Raw genomic sequence first — 202 nt, 5'->3', positions numbered from 1 at the left:
CAGCGTTGATAAAGCTGGAAATGTAGAAGAGACAAAAACGGTTCAAGTAAAAATCGATTGGACAGCTCCTGAAACAGTTTCTAACGTCACTAGTGAGTGGCATCCAGGGGAAGTAGCAGTAGAATTAACGGCAACTGACAATTTAAGCGGAGTAGATACGACCTACTATTCAGTGAACGGTTCAGAGTTTAAGGAAGGTACA

1 protein-coding gene is annotated in these 202 nt (G+C 42.1%); it reads left to right on the top strand.

All coding sequences use genetic code 11. From position 1 onward, the window contains the following. Positions 1 to 202, top strand: a 202-nt coding sequence (locus IE222_RS26265) for a hypothetical protein (protein WP_191277318.1), incomplete at both ends; no start/stop codon positions are given.

Origin of the sequence: Neobacillus kokaensis (assembly GCF_014656545.1) — a bacterium.
Taxonomy (GTDB): Bacteria; Bacillota; Bacilli; order Bacillales; family Cytobacillaceae; genus Neobacillus; species Neobacillus kokaensis.
This window is presented reverse-complemented; position numbering and strand designations above follow the sequence as displayed.